The sequence below is a fragment of the Butyrivibrio sp. INlla14 genome (genome assembly GCF_900102515.1).
Lineage (GTDB): Bacteria > Bacillota > Clostridia > Lachnospirales > Lachnospiraceae > Butyrivibrio.
Genome location: NZ_FMVS01000014.1, coordinates 1 through 16,548 on the forward strand (window position 1 = coordinate 1; position 16,548 = coordinate 16,548).

The window sequence follows — 16,548 nt, forward strand, 5'->3', positions numbered from 1 at the left end:
TTTTTGCCTTTGGTGCACTCATTTTCTGACAATTGAAGTAACAAACCGCGGATTTAGGGGCTTAACCTATAGTCCGACGATTTGGGAAAGTTTTAATTAAAAGAAAAGTGCAATCCAAGAAATTAATATGAGACGGCCGTAAATGCGCAGTTCTCGTACAAGGAGATAATTCACGAGATTAGATAAAAAGAACCAGCTGACTGTTCTGAACAAGGCTGAAAGGAAGCTGGTTCTTTTTATCTGATCCGTAAGAATTACGACGAAGACGAAAACAAGTATTTACGACCGTCTTATTTTGAAAATTCACTTGGCTACTTTGGCTGATACATCCCCTTTTTCTTTGCCGAGGCCACCTGAGAATAAAGAACGATACTCGCCAGGAGTGCAGCCCTTCTTTAACTTGAAAGTTCTGTTAAAGGTTGAGATGCTGGAAAAACCGGACTGCAGCGCAATATCTGTGATTGAAAGATCATCTCTTGTCAGCAGGACTTCCGTTGCCTTGATACGCTGATTGATAAGATAATCATAGAAGGTACAGCCCATGTACTCCTTGAACAATCTGGAGAAATGGAACTTGGAGAAACCACTGTAGGAAGCGGCATTCTCAAGAGTTATATCATAAGCGTAGTTCTCATCGATGTAATCAATAACAGTGTTGAGCTTCTCGAAATACTCTCTGCGCTTAACAGGAGTGCTCTCTGTAAAAAGATTGATCTTGTTTAGCTGATATCTTGAAAGTATGGTCATGATCTGGAACAGGTGTGAGTAGATGGAAAACTCGTAGAATTCAGTCTTCTGGAAATACTCGTTCCAAATCTGAGAGAACAGATTCAAGATTTCATTATAAATAGGTGCATAGAATTCTGGCGTGATATGAATGCAGTCCTTGAGCATGTTCATAAGGCCTGAATAACCTCTTACCGATGAAAAGAAATCAATATCGAAGAGGCATACATATCTGCTACCTGATCCAGGTGAATGCAGGTAGTGAGATTTTCTTGGTGGAATAAAGATTATCTCTCCAGGCTTTACATGATGCATCTCACCCTCAATCTCAACATCATAGTGATTCTCGATAGGTGCAATGATCTCAAGAGCGTTGTGCCAGTGAGATGGATAGTCATATCCCTGTTCGTTATACCAGATTCGGATTGAACTATCCTTTGGAAAAATAGACTTCTCGTTATTACCCTCAAGTACACGTGAGCTATAGTCAGTGTTCTGCTGGTAATAATCTAAGGTTACGTTGCTGTCTGAACCCTTTGACATCGGCGTTTCCTCCCCTAATAACAACTTTTTCAGCGTTCTATTGGTCCCCATTACCAAAATATTGCGAACGCTTTTGCGGCTAAAAAAATGCCGCACCGCCAACTATTTACTTGCAAATCATATCATTTTCTGACAACTCTTTCTTCTCAATTATTGCTATCATTCCCTAATTAATGCTCACATTAAATAAATGGCACAGTAAAAATAGTGCCCTTTTTGTGAATTATGCACAAAAAATGCATGACAATTTTTGGCAACAAAAAGCAACATCTGCACATTGCTAGGCAAAAACTGGTAGGAACAAAACGCGCAAAGCCTTTATGCTTATAACTATCGATGGGGGTCGATGGTAGCAAATTTTGAGTAACAAAAACTGGGAGGCAAAAAAGGAGTGTATAAACGGGGCAGATCTATAGTTGCCACCTTGGGAGCTCTTGTGATGCTGACAGCAACGGCGTGCGCAAACAGCACTGCGACGGATGCACCAGCTATGCAGGGAACAGATGCCCAGGAGGCAGCTTCTGACAATTCACTTTTGTCAACTTCCGCAGAACAACTAAATAATACAGAAAGCTCATCCTCTGAAAATTCCACAGCAGAAGCTGGTGAGAATAAAGAGGAAGAAATCCCGGCCCTGCGTGATAGCGTAGAGGAGAAGATGGGATGCCGGATAGGATGTGCGATTACCGGCAAGGAACCCTGGGACATTCCATTATGGAATCTGGTAACTACTCACTTTAATGCAGTTACACTGGGAAACGAACTTAAACCTGATTCGCTCTTTGGCTACAGCAACGGAGCATGTCCGGGTACTACAGAAGCAGAGCTTAACGGTGAGATCATTACAGTTCCTGTGATGAACTTCGATAATCCGGAGAAGATTCTTAACAAGTTTCTCAAATGGAATGAGGTGCATCCAGACAGACAGATCAAGGTAAGAGGTCATGTGCTGGTCTGGCATTCACAGACACCTGAGTGGTTCTTCCATGAAGACTACGACAAGAATAAGCCCTACGTATCCAAGGAAGAAATGGATAAGAGACAGGAGTGGTACATAAGAGAAGTACTTACTCACTTCACTGGGCAGGACAGTCCATATAAAGATCTTTTCTATGGATGGGATGTAGTCAACGAGGCAGTTTCAGATGGAACAGGGACTTACAGGTCAGATAATGAGAATCCAAACGAACCACTGTCGAACGACACTCATGGTAATAACTCCAGCTGGTGGCACGTTTACCAAAGCGAAGAGTTCATTATAAATGCTTTCAAATACGCCAACAAATACGCTCCGGCAGAACTTGAGCTGTACTACAACGATTACAACGAATGTATGGCAAAGAAAAGAGACGGAATTGTAGCTCTTTTGAAAGCGGTCAAGGACCAGGAAGGCGAGCCTGGAGTAGGAACCAGGATCACAGCCATGGGCATGCAGGGTCACTACAGTAGCGATTCACCATCCTATACAGATGTAGAGACATCAGCAAAGGCTTATGGAGATGTGGTTGGAGCAGTTCAGATAACTGAATGGGATCTAAGCTCCAGTGATGACTACGACGGAAGCCCCGAGTCCAAGGAAAAAGAGTACGAGAAGATGCGCAAGCAGTACAATTTGCAGTATTACGCACTTCAAGAGGTTCAAAAATCCGGCGTACAGGTTACAGGTATTACCTTCTGGGGAACTGTTGACAAGTATTCATGGCTTCAGCACAGATCTACAGTAGGTGGAGGAAGCAATAAAGAAAAAGCCCAATGCCCGCTACTATTTGATGATCTATACAAACCGAAGCCAGCGTTTTGGGTTTTTGCAGAAACTAACTAAAGGACTTAAGGATATGAATAAGACTTTACAAAAACTATTGATAGTACTTGGTATTCTTGCAGCAATTATTTGTTTGTGTGTAGTTCTTTCTCACCGTGAGAAAACAGACTTTCATGAGAAATACGAAGGAACTGATCTTACCCAGGAAATTGAGGGTATGGAAAGAGTTGGAGCTTACACAGGATATGTGAACGAGCACATGAAAGATGCTCATCCTTCAAAAGATGTTGTGGTAGATGTTTTTGACTATGAGTCAACCGGAACTGTAAAGGTTGAGAAGGCTGCCACAGATGACAAGAAGGATGCAGTACTTACAGAGACAGGCTCTAGCATAACATGGAATGTAAATGTTCCAGAAGCTGGAATGTACAGACTCTATGTAGATTACAAACTTCCAGAGTCAAGAGGAGTTCCTGCTGAGAGAACAGTTATGATCAACGGAGAGCTTCCTTTCGAGGATGCCAGAAACATCTCTTTTACAAGAATGTGGATGGACGGTGGTGATATCAAGGTTGATAACCAGGGCAATGAGATCAGACCTCGTCAGGTTGAATACTTCGGATGGCAGAGTGCATATTTCAGAGACGATATGGGATTTGTAGCTGAACCCTATGTCTTCTATTTTAATAAGGGTGAGAACAAGCTGACATTTAATGCGGACAATGAGCCAATGCTTATTTCAAATGTTGAGCTTAAGGCCATCAAGGCAACACCTACTTACGAGGAATACCTTGCACAGAATCCTCAGAATGCAGGATCAGATGCAGCAAGGAACTTTAATTTGGTGGTACAGGGCGAGGATTCCAGCCTTCGATCAGAGTCCTCCCTATATGCTAAATACGATCGTTCCTCGCCAACCACAGTACCTAACAGCGTAACAACAACAGTTCTCAACTACGTTGGTGGTGAGACCTGGAGAAGCTCAGGACAGTGGATTGAGTGGAACTTCGAAGTGCCAGAGGATGGTTACTACAACATCATGATCAAGGCACGTCAGAACTACGCAAGAGGTTCAGTATCAAACAGAACAGTTCTTATTGATGGACAGGTTCCATTTGATGCTCTTTCAGAAATCTCTTTTGAATATGCAAACGACTGGGATTGCAAAGATCTTGCAGCTGAAGACGGAACACCTTATAACTTCTATCTTACAAAGGGACAGCACACAATAAGACTTGAGGCAACTCTTGGAGGAATGGGTGCAATCCTTGAGGAAATGGAAGATTCCACTTACAGACTTAACCAGATATATAGAAGAATCCTTGTTTATACAGGTGCATCACCTGATGTTTACAGAGATTACCATATTGATACAACCTATCCTGAGATTATGCAGGCTATGGAACTTGAGTCAAAGAGACTTTACAAGATAGTCGATGACATGGTTGCTTACTCAGGACAGATGGCTGACAACGTAGCAACAGCACAGACTATTGCACAGCAGCTTGAAAGATTCTGTGAAAAGCCACAGAAGATCACAACAGAGTTTACAACCTTTAAGGACAACATCACATCAATGGGTACAGCTTCACTTAACATGAGTGAGACTAAGCTCGATGTAGATTACCTGGTAATTTCAGGAACAGATGTTACTCCAAAGAAGGATAAAGCAAACTTCTTTACAAAGGCAGGACACGAGATCAAGTCCTTCGTTGCTTCATTCTTTGTAGACTACAACTCAGTCGGTGATGTTTACGATGAAAAGAGCGGCGATGAAGTAGTTAAGGTTTGGGTACTTACAGGTCGTGACCAGGGTACAATCCTTAAGACAATGGTAGATGATGATTTCACAACTTCAACTGGAGTTAAGGTTAACGTAGAGATCGTTGATCCAGGAGCACTTCTTAATGCAGTACTTGCTGGACGTGGACCAAACGTAGTTCTTTCAGTTGGTGCAGATCAGCCAGTTAACTACGCACTCCGTGGAGCAGCAGAAGATATCACTCAGTTTGAGGGCTGGGAAGAAGTTCTTTCCCACTACTCAGAAAGCTCCTATGAGCAGTACAGACTTGATGGTCACATCTATGGTATTCCAGAGACACAGACCTTCAACGTAATGTTCTACAGAAAAGACGTACTTGAGGAAATGGAACTTGAAGTTCCTAATACATGGAAAGAACTTATAGAGCTTCTTCCTACAATTCAGGGTAACAACCTTTCAATCGGTATCCCTACAGCAGCAGGAAGCAGCGGTGCTACAGCAGCTACAACAGCAGTTATGTCAAACGCACCTGACCTTTCAATGTACTTCTCACTTCTCTATCAGTATGGCGGAGATATGTACAACGAGGCAGGAACCAAGACAACAGTTAATACAGAGGCAGGCGTTGCAGCCTTTGATGACTACGTTAGATACTTTAATGATTACGGTATTCCTACAGTATATGACTTTGTAAGTAGATTCCGTTCAGGAGAAATGCCAATTGGTATTGCACCTTATTCTACTTATAACACACTTATGGTTTCAGCACCTGAGATAAGAGGTCTTTGGGACTTCACTCTTATTCCTGGAACATACAGAGATGGCAAGCTTGACAGATCAGACTTCATCACAGGTAGCGCCACAATGATGATCAAGACAGATGATGAAGCATTAAGACTTGCATCCTGGGAATTCATGAAGTGGTGGGCAAACGCAGATACACAGGTAAGATTTGGTCGTGAGATCGAAGCACTCCTTGGTTCATCTGCAAGATATGCAACAGCTAACAGAGATGCTTTTGCTAACCTCTCCTGGAGTACAGACGATATCGAAGTTCTGAGCAAGCAGTGGGATAACACAGTAGGAATCAGAGAGGTTCCTGGTGGATACTTCACTGGAAGACATATTTCAAACGCTATAAGAAAGGTTATCAATCAGAAGGTTGATTCACGAGAGACCATAATTGACTACTCAATACTTATAGATGAAGAGATAAAGAAGAAACGTATCGAATTTGGTATGCCAGTAGATGACTAAGTAAGTTGGGAGAAAAGGGCAAATGAAGGAATATTTTCAGAAGTATTTGACACTTCGAAAACATAATATGAAAGTAGCCTGGAAGAAGGCAAAGCTCCGTAAGATGTGCTACCTCTTCCTGGCACCCTACGCAATACTTTTTACGATGTTTTATGTGTTCCCTGTAGTAGCGTCAATCTATTACAGCTTCACATATTACAACATACTTGAACCTCCTCGGTTCATTGGACTGCAGAACTATATCTCACTGATACTTCAGGACGATATTTTTCTGATAGGCGTTAAGAACACGTTGATGATAGCTCTGATCACAGGCCCCCTTGGATATATTCTATCCTTCCTTTTTGCCTGGCTCATAAATGAGCTACCCAGATGGATCAGAAGCATAGCCGTCATCGTGTTCTACGCCCCATCCATCGCAGGTAACTGCTATGTTATCTTCTCAGTGTTCTTTAGAGGAGATGCTTACGGATATGTAAACGCGTTTTTGATGAACCTGGGAATCATTGATACACCAAGGCTCTGGCTCATCGATCCCAAGTACATGCTTCCAATCTGTATGATCGTTATCTTGTGGATGAGTATGGGATCCGGATTCCTTTCCTTTGTAGCTGGTCTTCAGGGTGTTGACAGATCACAGTTTGAAGCAGGTTACATGGACGGTATCAAGAACAGATGGCAGGAACTTTGGTACATAACACTTCCAAGCATGAAGCCAATGCTTATGTTCGGTGCTGTTATGACCATCACATCATCCTTTGGTGTGGCAGATGTAACAATGGCACTTTGCGGATATCCTAGTACAGACTATGCAGCACGAACAATCGTAACACACTTGTTTGACTATGGTTATTCCAGATTTGAAATGGGTTATGCCTGTGCAATAGCTACAATCCTGTTCCTTATGATGATACTTTGTAACAAGGCAATCCAGAGTCTATTAAGGAGAGTTGGTACTTGATATGAGCGCAAAGATATTAAAGAAAAGAAAGCCAAACAGATCAATAGCCGGAGATATAGCTCTTTACATTTTCCTCCTGCTGGTAGCATTTGTAATGGCATTCCCAATTATATATGCAGTAAATGCTGCACTGAAGCCTTTGGATGAGCTTTTCAAATTCCCACCAAAGATTTTTGCTCAGCATCCTACACTTGATAACTTCTCAGATTTGTTCGTAACAATGGGCAAATCCTGGGTAACATTTACAAGATACCTGTTCAATACAGTATTTATCACATTCTGCGGAACAGCAGGACACCTTATAATCGCATCAATGGGTGCTTTCGTACTTGCCAAGTACGATTTCCCTGGCAACAAGGTCTTTTTCAAGATTGTAACAGTTGCCATGATGTTCACAGGTTGGGTTACAGCAATTCCTAACTACCTGATCCTTAACAAACTGGGATGGATCGATACATACTGGTCAATCATCATTCCTGCTTTTGCATCTCCTATGGGACTCTTCCTTATGAAGCAGTTCATGGAAGGACTTCCTACATCACTTATTGAGGCTGCCAAGATCGACGGAGCCAACGAGTGGAAGGTATTCTCTGGAATCGTAATGCCAAACGTTAAGCCGGCATGGATGACACTGATCATCTTCTCAGTTCAGGGACTGTGGAACAACAAAGCATCAACATATATTTATTCAGAAGAAAGAAAAACCCTTGTATTTGCTCTTCAGCAGATTCAGGCAGGTGGTATCGCAAGAACAGGTCAGGGAGCTGCGGTTCTTGTAGTAGTAATGATAGTTCCTATTATCATCTTTGTATTCTCTGAGAGCCAGATCCTTGAAACAATGGCAAGCTCAGGACTTAAGGACTAATTTGAAAGGTTGAAGCGATATGCGTAAGAAGAATTTCTTAATGAGAACTGGAATGGCAATACTTGCGATAACTGCAGCATTTCTTCAGCCACTTCAGGTTAAAGCAACAAGTACCAGTGAGGGTGGATACACCTACAATTACGATTACTGGGGCGATTATGTGAACAGTGCAGATTTCTATAATTCCTGCAAGGTGTTCACCTCATCAGAACTTGGACTTGATCTAAAGCTCAAGAATCCACAAGGTCTTTTTGCAGAAGGTAATACACTTTACCTGTGCGACAGTGGAAACAACAGAATCATAGAACTTAACAGGGTTTCACCAGAGCAGCTTGAGGTTGTGAGAATTATCGACAAGATAAATGGTGGCAGCGGGTCAAAAGAGCTGAATAACCCTACAGATGTAGCTGTTTCAGAGGATGGAAACATCTTCATAGCAGACAATGGAAATGCAAGAGTTGTCAAGGTTGATAAAGACCTGAATTTCATCATGGAATTTGTTAAGCCAACTGATAACACACTTGATCCAAAGCTTGTATTTCAGCCAACCAAGCTTGCGGTTGACACAGCAGAGCGTGTTTACTGTATAGCAACTGGTATCAACAAAGGTCTTATAAAGTATGAGAATGATGGTACTTTCTCAGGATTTGTAGGAGCTACACCAGTAACCTTTAACTGGACAGATTATATATGGAAGAAACTGGCATCTCAGGAACAGAGAGCCAAGATGGAATCCTTCGTTCCTACAGAGTATGAGAACATCTTCATGGACTATGAAGGCTTCATATATGCAACAAAGGCCCGTACACTTGAACAGGCACAGGCAGATGAAAACGCTGTTAGAAAGCTTAACCTCATGGGTAATGACATCCTGGTTTCAAACGGCGACTGGTCTGTAGGCGGAGATCTTTATCTTGGATCTGGTGGTGGTTATGAAGGACCATCAATCCTGACTGATATCACAGTAATGGACAATGACGTATATGTTTGTCTTGACCGTAACAGAGGACGACTCTTTGGCTATGATGATCAGGGTAAGATGGTATTTGCCTTTGGTGGTAACGGAAACATGGACGGTTACTTCAGAAGACCTTCAGCCATCGAGCACATCGGGCATGAGCTCTACGTAGTTGACAGTCTTGACTGCTCAATCACAGTCCTTGTTCCAACACAGTTCGGTGATCTTGTTTACCAGGCTGTAGAGGAATTCGACAAAGGTAACTACGAGACATCAGGTGCTGCATGGCAGGAAGTTCTGAACCAGAACGGTAACTACGATCTTGCTTATATCGGAATCGGAAGATCACTTCTTCGTCAGGAAAAATATGAAGAAGCCATGAAGTACTTTGAACTTAAGTATGACGCTGAGAACTACTCAAAAGCTTACAAGCAGTACAGAAAGATTTGGGTAGAGGAGCATATTGGCTGGATAGTTGCAGTAATCCTTCTACTGTTCCTTGTTCCGCTCAGCATCGGCAAGGTTAAGAGCATACGCCACGAGATAGATACAGCAGATATATTTGTAGTAGAGAAAAAAGGGTGAGAGATATGATAGCAAACACTAAACCGATTGATAATCCAAAAGATAGATATATTGACTCCCTGAAGTATGCGCTCTATTGCATCACACATCCGCTGGATGGCTTCTGGGATCTGACTCATGAAAAAAGAGGCACGATGGCAGCGGCTAATACGATTCTTTTCCTTACACTTTTGATAAGAGTCTTAAAACTCCGCTACACAAGCTTCATTTTCATAACTGTTTACTGGGAAGGCATCAACATCTTCCTGTATCTTGCAAGTATTCTTTTCCCACTGGCCCTTTGGGTAGTAGGAAACTGGGGACTGACAACACTGTTTGATGGAAAAGGTAAGCTGGGCCAGGTATACATGGCAACCTGCTACGCACTTACTCCTTATCCACTTATCCAGTTCCCACTTATGATTTTTAGTAACTTCGTAACTGTTGAGGAAGCGGAATTCTACAGCGTAGTCAGTGCATTATCCCTTGTGTGGGCAGCACTTCTTGTCATCGCAGCTATGGGGCAGATCCACGAATACTCCGCTGGAAAGAATATTCTTTTCACAGTGGCAACACTGTTTGCAATGCTAGTCATGATCTTTATTCTGATGATCTTCTTTAGCATGATTTCACAGGGAGTTGCATATTTCATTTCCCTGGCAAAAGAATTGATGTTCCGAATGTAGGAATGAAGGGGTGACGAAGTTGAAAAAAGATAAGAACAAAGACACAAACAAAAAACTAAATCCAGTACTTCAGAAAATATGGAAGGCAGTTAAGCCACTTATTCCTTCTATAATAATTGCTCTGATAATCGTGGGTGCGATAGTATATGTGGCTAACACCAAGGCTCCCACAGAGGTAAAAGAGGCAATTCCTCCCTATGCTTTTGGCGGCGGAGAGGAACCGGTAGTAGTAGATAACGGACAGCTCAAGCTTACAATGGATCCCAAGACCACAGAGTTTTCACTTGAGGTCAAGGACAGCGGCAAGGTTTGGTATTCAAATCCCAAGGATGCTGCTGAGGATGAGAAAGCTCTTGATGATCAAAAGAACTTCCTCCAGTCTCCATTTATCATGTCCTACTCAATCACACAGGGACTTGAGACAACTTATAACTCCTATGCATTCAGTGCTACAAACGGAATTTATGAGATTGTTCCTGGAGAGAATGAGATCAGAGTTAATTACTCACTTGGTAGTGTGGAAAAAGAGTTCACTATTCCACCAGTTCTTACAAAGACAAGATTTGAGCAGTTTACTGGTGCTATGGAGAAGAAAGATGTCGATTACATCAAGCAGTACTACAAAAAGTACGACATCAACAAGCTCACAGCCAAGGACAACAAAGATGAACTTCTTGCAAATTATCCTATTCTTGAGACAGAAGTAATATATGTTCTTCGTTCAGGAGCCAAGGAAAACGTAAGAAAGACACTTCAGGATAAGTTCGCAGCAGCAGGTTACACCTACGATGACTACACAGCAGATAAAGAACTTGATCTTTCATCCAAGTCATCAGACACACCTATCTTTAACGCAAGCATCATTTACAAGCTTGATGGAAAAGATCTGGTAGTAGAGGTTCCTTTCTCAGATCTTGATTATGATCCTGAGACACCTATTTACACAATCACTCCTCTTCCATATTTCGGAGCAGGCGGACCAAACGATAAGGGCTTCATGGTTGTTCCAGAAGGCGGCGGAGCACTGATAAACTTTAATAACGGTAAGACATCACAGAGTAGTTACTACACCAACGTATATGGTTGGGACATGTGTCTTTCAAGAGACGCTGTAGTACATAACACCAGAGCATACTACGGAGTATATGGTGTTTCAGAGGGAAATGATTCCTTCATCTGTATCCTTGAAAACGGCAGAGCTTATGCATCAATCCAGGCCGATGTTGCTGGCAAGAATCACAGCTACAACTTCGTAAATGCCAAGTACAGCATCTGCCAGAGAGAACAGTACGATGTTGGTGATATCGCAAACAGTGAGATTTACGAGTACATAACAGATCTTCCTGATGAGTCACTGGTTCAGAGATATTCATTTGTAAACTCAGGCAGCTACGTAGATATGGCCAAGAAATATGGCGAGTATCTCCAGAAAGAATATGCCGGATACCTTGATCTTGTAGATGATACAAGCACACCAGTAGCAATCGAAGTTATCGGATCTATCGATAAGGTAAAACAGATTGTTGGTATTCCAGTATCAAGACCTTTAAAGCTTACAAGCTATGATGAAGCTTCTGAGATCATTACAGATCTTACAAACTCAGGAGTAACAAACATGCACATCAAGATGGTTGGCTGGTGCAACGGCGGTGTCAACCAGAAGGTTCTTAGTAAGGTTAAGACAATACATGCTCTTGGCAGCAAAAAAGATCTGACAAACATGGTAAGTGCTGCAGAGGCAAATGGAAATCAGGTATACCTCAACGGTATCACACAGTACGCTTTTGATAGTAACTTACTTGATGGATTCTTCTCTTACAGAGATGCAGCAAAGCTTATCAGTAAAGAAAGAGCTGAGCTCTATGCTTACAGTAACGTAACATACTCAGAAAGAGAAAATTCAGATAACAGATACTACCTGCTTCACACAGATATCGCCGGTAAGTATTCAGACAACCTGGTTAAGGCAGCACAGAAGTATGGCGCTGGAGCATCATTTGATGATCTTGGAATGGATCTTTCATCTGATTTCTACAGAAAGAATATGAACTCTCGTGAGGCAGTTCTTAACAAACAGGTTGAGCAGCTTAAGAATTACAACGACAACGGAACCCCAGTAATGATCAACATGGGTAACGATTATGCAGTTCCTTTTGCAAAGATGGTTACAAGAATGGATCTTAGAGGTTCAGAGTACACAATACTTGATGAGTGTATTCCTTTCTTCCAGCTGGCTATCCACGGAAGAGTAGATTACACAGGAAGACCTGTAAATACATGTGGAAACATGGAAAACGAAGTCCTTTACTCAGCAGAGTACGGCGCAGGCCTTTGCTTCGAAGTAATGAAAGAAAGTTCTTTTGCAACACAGAAGACACTTTACACCCAGTACTATGGTGCATACTACGATGCAATGAAGGACAACATTTTAGCTATCTACACCAGATACAACAACGAACTTGGTCACACCTTCAATCAGGAAATGGTTGGACATGAAAACATAAATGCAGACGTTTCCTGCACAGAATATGCAGATGGAACAAAGGTTTATGTAAACTATGGTTACAGTGAGTACACAGTTGGTGGAGTCAAGGTTCCAGCAAGAGACTATGTTGTAACAAGATAAGAGAGGCATTTATCATGAGTAAGCAGAAAAACAAATTAGCCGGCTTGCAAAAGCGTAAGGCATTATCGGGATATCTTTTCATATCTCCGTTCATAATCGGCTTTTTGGTCTTTATGGTCAAGCCACTGTTTGAGTCATGTTACATGAGTTTCTGCCAGGTTGATCTTGCAGCAGGACAGGTTACAAAGACTCTTAATGGAATTACAAACTACATATTTGCATTCAGGGTAGACCCAGAGTACAACAGATTGCTCTGGGAGGAGCTTACCAGAATGATGGTATACTCCCTGGCAATCATAGTATTCAGCTTCTTCGTAGCTTTGATACTTAACCAGAAGTTCAAGGGAAGAGCACTTGTAAGAGCAATATTCTTCCTGCCAGTTATCCTTTCATCTGGTGTTATCGTTGGACTTGAGTCTAACAACCAGCTTATGGACCAGCTTGCAAGCACTATCGAACAGACAACAAGCGGCATCAGCGTAACAGATGCCCTTGAGACGATCCTTAGAACTGCAGGCGTCGGTGTAAGAGCTTATGAACAGGTCTTCGAAGTAATTGATAACATCTATGATGTAGCACTTGCTTCCGGTATTCAGATCATCATCTTCCTTTCAGGACTTCAGACAATCTCATCAAGTATGTATGAAGCCGCTGATATCGAAGGATGTACAAAGTGGGAGAGCCTTTGGAAGATCACCTTCCCAATGATCAGCTCACTGTTCCTTGTAAACTGGATCTACACAGTTGTTGATTTCTGTATGAGATCAGATAACGAAGTAATCACAAAGATCCAGAAGGTTATGATCGACCAGCAGCAATACGGAAATGCATCAGCAATGTCCTGGATATACTTCCTGTTGGTACTTGCTTTTGTAGGAGTTACATCATTCTTCATATCTAAGAGGGTTTATTACTATGACTAATATGGAATCAAAAACAGGATATAAAAAGTTAACATTTTGGGAAAGAAATAGACTCTCAGGTGGCTACCTTCTAAAGAAGGTAATAATGGAATGGGGAGTAAGCATTGTTAGGTTCATACTTTTGTTTGGTATGTGTTTCCTTATCCTCCAGCCTATCTTAAACAAAATCTCTGTCAGCTTTATGACAGAAAAAGACCTTTATAACCCGATAGTTATTTCAATTCCTGAACACTTTACAACAGGTAACTACAGACTCGCAGCAGAGCTTATGAGCTACAAGCAGGCAGTAATGAATTCACTTCTTATCTCCCTGACAATCGCTGCTCTTCAGATTGCAGTATGTACTCTGGTTGGATATGGATTTGCCAGATTCGAGTTCCCTTTAAAGAAATTCTGGTTTGCAATGGTTATTCTTGTAATCCTTATTCCACCACAGACAATCGCCAGCTCACTGCACCTTCACTTCAGATATTTTGATATCCTTGGAATCTTCAAGCTTATCAATGGAGAGGGCATCAACCTTCGTGGTTCAAAGATTCCTTACTATCTGATGAGCGCAGGCTGTATGGGACTTAAGAACGGTCTTTACATTTACATGATCCGTCAGTACTTCCGTAACATCCCTGGAGACCTTGAAGAGGCTGCATATGTAGACGGCTGCGGAACACTAAAGACCTTCATCAGAATCATGCTTCCACAGGCTAAGCCAATTATCACATCTTGCTTCTTATTTGCATTTGTATGGCAGTGGACAGACGGATTTTACTCCAGAATGTTCCTTGGAAATACCAAGCTTGTCAGCACAGCTCTTTCAAGAATCGTAGATAGCCTTGGTGCTTACATCCAGCGTATCAACGGAGTTAAGACAACAATTTCAATAGCATATTCAAACTGTATCCTGGCAACAGGTACACTCATGATCATCGTACCACTTATCGTCCTCTACCTCTTCGCACAGCGCTCCTTCGTAGAAAGCATCAGTGCGACGGGTATAAAGATGTGAGCGATAAAGAGACGAGAAGTTTCAAGCATGCATGCTCGCATGCATATGCTTGAAACCTCGAGGATCGAACGTACATGAGGAAAAAAGATATGCGAGTGTAGCGAGCATAGCGATTTCCGAATGTACGTAGCATGGCGAGAACGCGAAGCGTGGAGCCATGCGCCATATCGCGAACGAAGTAAACTAGCAATGCAAGTCTAACAAGTTTAGCAATATTTGAGAATTTTCTTTCTTTTTTAGCAATAGTTGGTTATCGGAAAACCATGCAAAAAACTATAATAAAAGTTAAGATGTTTTCCGTTAAACATATCCTAAGGGGATTACATTAACAAGGAGGATTAGAGTATGAGAAAGTCTCTAACAACAAAAGCAACAGCTGCTATCGCAGCAGCAGCTATGCTCACAAGCATGGCAGGATGCGGCGCTCAGACAGAAGCTCCAGCATCAACAGATTCTCAGCAGCCAGCTGAGACAACAACAGAAACAGCTACTGCAGAAGCATCTACAGAAACTGCAGCAGCAGAGGAAACTACATCTGACGAATATGATCCATATCAGATCATCACAGATGCAGACGGCAACCCAATCGACCTCGGCGGAATGGAAATCATTATCCGTGACTGGTGGTCAGGCGATGAGGCAGAGCCTCAGAACGACTATGAAGAATCTCTTAAGAACTACAGAGATTGGCTTCAGGAGACATACAACTTCACAATGAAGTCACAGGCTATGTCAGACTGGGGTTCAACACCTACAGACTTCGTAGACTATGCTACAACAGGTGGCGATGAGAACTACATCTTCACACTTCGTGATGATCCAGCTATCACATCTGCTATGGCTAACGGCCTTATGTATGACCTTTCAACACTTGATTGCCTTGATTTCTCACAGGACAAGTTCCAGAGAAACCTTCTCCATGAGCAGTATGCTAAGGGAGATGCTATCTATGCTATGTTCGCTGGATATTCAGAGGCAAGAACTGGTGTATACTTCAACAAGAGAATCCTTACAGAAGCTGGTATCGATCCTGATTCAATCTATGATATGCAGGCAGATGGAACATGGACATGGGATAAGTTCGAAGAACTTCTTTCAAAGGTTCAGCAGGATAAGGACAACGATGGTACAGTAGATATCTATGGTCTTACACTTAACGAAGGTGTTATGACAACAGAAGCTGTATTCTCAAACGGCGGTTCTTACATCGATAAGGATGCAAGCGGCAAGTTCGTTTACAACCTTGAGTCTCCTGAGACACTTGAAGCTCTTGAGTGGACAGTAAGCATCTTTGATAAGTATGATGCAGAAGTTGCTAACCCAGAGGGCGCTGAGTGGGATTACTACAAAGAGCAGTTCCTTAACGGTCAGGCAGCATTCCTTGTAGAGGATGAGTATGCAGGATGCCCTGGTAACTTCCTTGAGGATATGCAGGATGAAATTGGTTTCGTAATGTTCCCTAAGGGACCTAAGATGAACGACTACATCAACGTTTGGTCAAACAACCCAGTTGCTATCCCAGCTTGCTATGATGCTGAGAAGGCTTGGAAGCTTGCATTTGCTTGGAACCTCTGGACAAACGCTCCTGATGCTGAGTACGTTGATTACAACGGATACATCTCAACAGCTAGAAACGGTAAGTTCGATGAGAGAGCAGTTGATGAGACAATCACAATGATGACTGAGAAGGGTACAGTTGCATTCCACGGAATGGTTCCTAACCTTAACCTTGGTTCAGACTTCGTATGGAACATCGGACCTGGCGCTGTAGTATCAGAGCAGGTTGAAGCTATCCGTGACACATGGAAGGCTTATGTTGACGAAGCTAACAAATAATTAAAACTGATATGTTTTTGGGGCGGCGTTTTGGCGCCGCTCCATTTTTTTACCTTTTTTTACCTATTTTCACAGA

Annotated in this window: 11 protein-coding genes; 10 read left to right on the forward strand and 1 reads right to left on the reverse strand. The window is 42.3% G+C overall.

All coding sequences use genetic code 11. The annotated features are described in order from the left end of the window. Positions 1–303 precede the first annotated feature (303 nt). Complete coding sequence (locus BLO53_RS10290) at positions 304–1,269, reverse strand: helix-turn-helix transcriptional regulator (protein WP_092061175.1); 966 nt, start codon at positions 1,267–1,269, stop codon at positions 304–306. A 391-nt stretch (positions 1,270–1,660) separates the two neighbouring features. Between BLO53_RS10290 and BLO53_RS10295 the strand changes: the two genes are divergently transcribed. The 10 genes from BLO53_RS10295 (at position 1,661) to BLO53_RS10340 (ending at position 16,472) form a co-directional block, all read left to right on the forward strand. Further along, the gene (locus tag BLO53_RS10295) at positions 1,661–3,091 is read left to right on the forward strand and encodes an endo-1,4-beta-xylanase (RefSeq protein WP_092061177.1); all 1,431 of its coding nucleotides are present in this window, start codon (positions 1,661–1,663) and stop codon (positions 3,089–3,091) included. 13 nt (positions 3,092–3,104) lie between these two features. Then, positions 3,105–6,050, forward strand: coding sequence for an extracellular solute-binding protein (locus BLO53_RS10300; RefSeq protein ID WP_092061327.1), 2,946 nt, complete (start codon positions 3,105–3,107; stop codon positions 6,048–6,050). Between the two features lie 22 nt (positions 6,051–6,072). Then, positions 6,073–7,011, forward strand: a complete 939-nt coding sequence (locus BLO53_RS10305; protein WP_092061179.1) for a carbohydrate ABC transporter permease — start codon at positions 6,073–6,075, stop codon at positions 7,009–7,011. A gap of 1 nt (position 7,012) precedes the next feature. Further along, a complete protein-coding gene (locus tag BLO53_RS10310; RefSeq protein WP_092061182.1) occupies positions 7,013–7,876 on the forward strand; it encodes a carbohydrate ABC transporter permease in 864 nt (287 codons plus the stop codon). A gap of 19 nt (positions 7,877–7,895) precedes the next feature. Then, complete coding sequence (locus BLO53_RS10315; protein ID WP_092061184.1) at positions 7,896–9,419, forward strand: hypothetical protein; 1,524 nt, start codon at positions 7,896–7,898, stop codon at positions 9,417–9,419. A 5-nt stretch (positions 9,420–9,424) separates the two neighbouring features. Beyond that, positions 9,425–10,084, forward strand: coding sequence for a YIP1 family protein (locus BLO53_RS10320; RefSeq protein ID WP_092061329.1), 660 nt, complete (start codon positions 9,425–9,427; stop codon positions 10,082–10,084). 19 nt (positions 10,085–10,103) lie between these two features. Continuing rightward, positions 10,104–12,710: a DUF5696 domain-containing protein gene (locus tag BLO53_RS10325; RefSeq protein WP_092061185.1), complete on the forward strand. Its 2,607-nt coding sequence runs from the start codon at positions 10,104–10,106 to the stop codon at positions 12,708–12,710. A gap of 14 nt (positions 12,711–12,724) precedes the next feature. Further along, on the forward strand, positions 12,725–13,633 hold the full coding sequence (locus BLO53_RS10330) for a carbohydrate ABC transporter permease (protein WP_026488555.1): 909 nt from the start codon (positions 12,725–12,727) through the stop codon (positions 13,631–13,633). Further along, complete coding sequence (locus BLO53_RS10335; protein WP_092061187.1) at positions 13,626–14,636, forward strand: carbohydrate ABC transporter permease; 1,011 nt, start codon at positions 13,626–13,628, stop codon at positions 14,634–14,636. The genes BLO53_RS10330 and BLO53_RS10335 overlap by 8 nt, the downstream gene beginning before the upstream one ends. A 345-nt stretch (positions 14,637–14,981) precedes the next feature. After that, on the forward strand, positions 14,982–16,472 hold the full coding sequence (locus BLO53_RS10340; protein WP_092061189.1) for an ABC transporter substrate-binding protein: 1,491 nt from the start codon (positions 14,982–14,984) through the stop codon (positions 16,470–16,472). Positions 16,473–16,548: the final 76 nt, after the last annotated feature.